Source organism: Amaricoccus sp. (assembly GCF_036846665.1).
Lineage (GTDB): Bacteria > Pseudomonadota > Alphaproteobacteria > Rhodobacterales > Rhodobacteraceae > Amaricoccus.
Genome location: NZ_DAIUBO010000265.1, coordinates 1 through 4,601, shown reverse-complemented (window position 1 = coordinate 4,601; position 4,601 = coordinate 1). Strand labels below are relative to the sequence as shown.

Annotated in this window: 6 protein-coding genes; all 6 read left to right on the top strand. The window is 70.7% G+C overall.

Annotated elements, in window-relative coordinates; all coding sequences use genetic code 11:
- Positions 1-135 precede the first annotated feature (135 nt).
- Entirely contained in the window at positions 136-750 is a 615-nt protein-coding gene (locus V7050_RS18255; protein WP_324364642.1) for a ribonuclease D, read from the top strand.
- A gap of 6 nt (positions 751-756) precedes the next feature.
- Entirely contained in the window at positions 757-1,743 is a 987-nt protein-coding gene (locus tag V7050_RS18250; RefSeq protein WP_324364640.1) for a KpsF/GutQ family sugar-phosphate isomerase, read from the top strand.
- Positions 1,744-1,747: 4 nt separating this feature from the next.
- On the top strand, positions 1,748-2,365 hold the full coding sequence (locus V7050_RS18245) for a hypothetical protein (RefSeq protein ID WP_324364638.1): 618 nt from the start codon (positions 1,748-1,750) through the stop codon (positions 2,363-2,365).
- A gap of 10 nt (positions 2,366-2,375) precedes the next feature.
- The gene (locus V7050_RS18240) at positions 2,376-2,879 is read left to right on the top strand and encodes an LptA/OstA family protein (RefSeq protein WP_324364636.1); all 504 of its coding nucleotides are present in this window, start codon (positions 2,376-2,378) and stop codon (positions 2,877-2,879) included.
- Positions 2,876-3,634 (top strand): LPS export ABC transporter ATP-binding protein, encoded by a 759-nt coding sequence (lptB, locus tag V7050_RS18235; protein WP_324364634.1) that lies wholly within the window; start codon positions 2,876-2,878, stop codon positions 3,632-3,634. The genes V7050_RS18240 and lptB overlap by 4 nt, the downstream gene beginning before the upstream one ends.
- Before the next feature lie 27 nt (positions 3,635-3,661).
- Positions 3,662-4,601: RNA polymerase factor sigma-54 (locus V7050_RS18230; protein ID WP_442885712.1), on the top strand; the 940-nt coding region annotated here is incomplete at its 3' end.

The following is a 4,601-nucleotide window of genomic DNA, read 5'->3' as shown; positions in this document are numbered from 1 at the left end:
TGGTAGACGCGCAGCGTTGAGGTCGCTGTGGGGTAACTCCCGTGGAAGTTCGAGTCTTCTCGACCGCACCATAGAACTCGCGCCGGCGCGCGCACCGCTGAACCGGGCGCGGGCATGGCATCAGCGAGGACCACCTTGGCGAATCATCTCCACAAGGGCGACCTGCCGGACGGGCTCGACCTCGGTCCGGTGGTGGCCATCGACAGCGAGACCATGGGTCTCGTGCCCGCGCGCGACCGGCTCTGCGTCGTGCAGCTCTCCTCCGGCGACGGCGACGCCCATCTGGTGCAGATCGCCGCCGATCAGGAGACCGCGCCGAATCTCGTGCGCATGCTGGGCAATCCCGGACAGCTCAAGCTCTTCCATTTCGGGCGCTTCGACATCGCCGTGCTGCTCCACCGCTTCGGGGTGCTGACGGCGCCGGTCTATTGCACCAAGATCGCCTCGCGGCTCGTGCGCACCTATACCGACCGCCACGGGCTGCGCGACCTGCTCCGCGAGGTGCTGGAGGTCGACATCTCCAAGCACCAGCAGTCGAGCGACTGGGGCGCGGCGGATCTCAGCCCGGCCCAGATCGACTATGCCGCCTCCGACGTGCTGCATCTCCATGCCCTGCGCGACGCGCTCGATTCGCGGCTCGCGCGCGAGGGCCGGACGGCGCTCGCCCGGGCCTGCTTCGATTTCCTGCCGCATCGCGCCGCGCTCGACGTGGCGGGATGGGACGAGCAGGACATCTTCGCCCACAGCTGATCCCGCATGCAGAGCACGCCCGCGCCACCCGATCCCTTGCAACTGGTCGCCACCGGCCGGCGGGTGATCGCCATCGAGGCCGAGGCGCTCGCCAGTCTCGGCAGCGCGCTCGATGAGAGCTTCGCCCGGGCGGTGGCGCGCATGCTCGATGCCAAGGGCCGCGTGATCGTCTCGGGCATCGGCAAGTCCGGCCATGTGGCGCGCAAGATCGCCGCGACCCTGGCCTCGACCGGCACGCCCGCGCTCTTCGTGCATCCCGCCGAGGCCAGCCACGGCGACCTCGGCATGATCACCCGCGACGACGTGGTGTTGCTGCTGTCGAATTCCGGCGAGACCGCCGAGCTCGCCGACCTGATCGCCTATGCGCGGCGGTTCGGCATTCCGCTCATCGGCCTCGCCGGCCGCGCCGACAGCACGCTGATCCGGCAATCGGACATCGGCCTGGTGCTGCCGCCGGCGACCGAGGCCTGCCCGGTCGGCCTCGCGCCGACGACCTCGACCACCATGGCGCTGGCGCTGGGCGACGCGCTGGCGGTCGCGCTCATGGAGCACCGCGCCTTCACGCCCGAGGATTTTCGCGGGCTGCATCCCGGGGGCAGGCTCGGGGCGCGGCTCGCCACGGTGGAGCATCTGATGCATTCCGGCCCGGAGGTGCCCCTCGTCGCGCCGGAGACCCCGATGACCGAGGCGCTGCTCGAGATGAGCCGCCGCGGCTTCGGCGTCGTCGGCGTGGTGGATGCCGCCGGCGCGCTGGTGGGCATCGTCACCGACGGCGACCTCCGCCGCAACATGGACGGCCTGCTCGGCAAGCGGGTGGCCGATGTCATGACGCACCAGCCGCGCACGATCCGCACCACCGCGCTCGCCTCCGAGGCGCTTGGGATCATGAACACCCGCAAGATCACCTCGCTCTTCGCGACCACGCCGGAGGCGCCGGAACGCCCGGCGGGCATCCTGCACGTGCACGACTGCCTCCGGGCCGGCGTGGTCTGAGGCGATGCCGATCGGGCCAGGGCTCTATTCGCGGGTCGTCGCAATCCTCAAGGTCTCGCTGCCCCTGGTGGCGCTGGGGCTCCTCTCGGCCCTCTTCCTGATCCAGACCGACGAGCGTCTCGGGGGCGATCTCGTCTTCACCAAGGGCGACATCGCGGCGCTGGGCACCGGCCAGCGGATCAGCGACGCGATCTTCTCCGGGACCACCCGCGACGAGGACCGCTTCCGCTTCACCGCCCGGCAGGTCGTCCCCGACGCCGCGCCGCCCACCCGCGCCGCCATCACGACCCTCGCCGGCACCATCGACTTCACCGGCGGCCTGTCGGTTGCGGTGCAGGCCGAGGGCGGCGATCTCGACATCCCGGCGCAAAGGCTGGGACTTTCGGGCGACGTCCGGATCGAGACCTCCGACGGCTACCGCATGGCGGCCGATACCGTGACGCTGGACCTGCGCGACGGCACGCTCGTCGCCGGCGACACCGTCGAGACCGAGGGGCCGATGGGGCGGATCGACTCCCGCAGCCTGTCGATCGTGCCGGCCGAGGGCGACGGCCAGGCGCGAAGGTTTTCCTTCGGAGATGGCGTGCGACTGGTATACGATCCGCGCGCAAGTGCCCGCTGAGACCACCCGAATGATCCGCCTGCTCATCCTCGCCGCCCTTCTTCCCGCGACCGGCCCGGCCGTCGCGCAGGGCACCGAGGTGCCCTTCGGCGGCCTCAGCCACGATGCGACGCTTCCCGTCGAGATCACCGCCGACAGCCTGGAGCTCGATCAGGCCGCGGGAACCGCGCTCTTCACCGGGACGGTCAAGGTCGGGCAGGGCACGCTCCGGATGGCGGCGGACCGCATGGAGGTCTTCTATGCCGGCGAGCCCGGGTCGGACACCGGCGCCATCCAGCGGATGCAGGCCGACGGCAACGTCACCCTGTCGAACGGGGCGGAAGCCGCGGAATCCGCCCATGCGACCTACGAGGTCGCCACCGGGATCATCGAGATGGACGGCGACGTGCTGCTGACCCAGGGCGCCAACGCGCTCTCGAGCGAGCGGCTGCGAATCGACCTCAACGCCGGAACGGGCGCGCTCGAGGGACGGGTGCGCACGATCTTCGTGCCGAGCACCGGCGCCGGCCAATGAGCGCGCGCCCCGAACTCCGCGTGACCGAGGGGGATTCCGGGCTGGAGGTCCTGAACCTCGCCAAGAGCTACCGCAAGCGGCCGATCCTGCGCGACGTCTCGCTCACCCTGCGTCGCAGCGAGGTCGCCGCCCTGCTCGGCCCGAACGGCGCCGGCAAGACCACCTGCTTCTACGCCATCGCCGGCCTGGTGCCGCCGGACGCGGGCACGATCACCGTCGACGGCCAGGACGCGACCTGGCTGCCGATGTATCGCCGCGCCAAGCTCGGCATCGGCTATCTGCCGCAGGAGGCCTCGGTCTTCCGCGGCATGACGGTGGCCGACAACATCCGGGCGATCCTCGAGCTTTCCATCGACGATCTGGAGAAGCGCCACGAGATGCTCGACGAGCTGCTCGGCGAATTCTCCATCACGCATCTTCGCCGCACCCCGGCGATCACGCTCTCGGGCGGCGAGCGCCGCCGCGTCGAGATCGCGCGCTGCCTCGCCGCCCAGCCGAAGTACGTCCTGCTCGACGAGCCCTTCGCCGGCGTCGATCCCCTGGCGGTCTCGGACATCCGCTCGCTGGTCGGCCATCTCAAGGACCGGGGCATCGGCGTGCTGATCACCGACCACAACGTGCGCGAGACGTTGGACATCGTCGATCGTGCCTATATCCTGCATGCGGGAGCGGTGCTGATGAGCGGGACGCCGGATGAGGTCGTTCGCGACGACAATGTGCGACGGGTCTATCTGGGCGACAGTTTCCGCATCTGACGCGGGGCCGGGCGGAGGAGACGGCTGATGGCGCTCACGCCGCGGCTGGAGATCCGGCAGAGCCAGTCGCTGGTGATGACGCCGCAGATGCAGCAGGCGGTCAAGCTGCTGGCGATGTCCAATCTGGAACTGTCCGAATTCGTCGCGGCGCAGGCCGAGCGCAATCCGCTGCTCGAGATCGAGCAGCGGCCGCCGCCGGCCATCCCCATCCGGCGTGGCGCAGCCGGGGGTGGCGATACCGACGCGCTTCTCTCGGTGGCCGAGGACATCTCGCTCTGGCAGCATCTGCACGCCCAGATCGGCGCCATGCGCCTGTCGCCGGAGCTCGCGGACATGGCGGCGCTGATCGCCGACGAGCTTGAGGACGACGGCTATCTCCGCGTACCGCTCGAGGAGGTCGCGCAGCGGCACCGCCTGTCGTCCCGCGACGCGATCCAGGCACTCGCGGCCGTCCAGGCCTGCGAGCCGACCGGGGTCGGCGCGCGCAGCCTGCAGGAATGCCTCGCGCTGCAACTCCGCGAGCGCGACCGGTTGGACCCGGCGATGCAGGCGCTCCTGGCCAATCTCAAGCTCGCGGCCACGGGCCGGATGGCGCAACTCGAATCCCTCTGCGGGGTCGATGCCGCCGATATCGCCGACATGCTCGCCGAATTGCGCGGCCTCGACCCGCGGCCCGGGGCACGCTTCCAGGTCGCGCCCGCGCAGATCGCGGTGCCGGACGTCTTCGTGCACCGGACGGGATCGGGCGGGCTGGCGGTCGAGCTGAACACCGAGACCCTGCCCCGCGTTCTGGTCAACAACGTCTATGCGGCCGGCCTCGCGGGACGAAACGCCGAGGCGCGGGCCTTCGTCGCCGAATGCCGGACGAGCGCCAGCTGGCTCGTGCGCAGCCTCGAGCAGCGGGCGCGCACCATCCTGAAGGTCGCGACCGAGATCGTCCGCCACCAGGAGCGCTTCTTCGACGGCG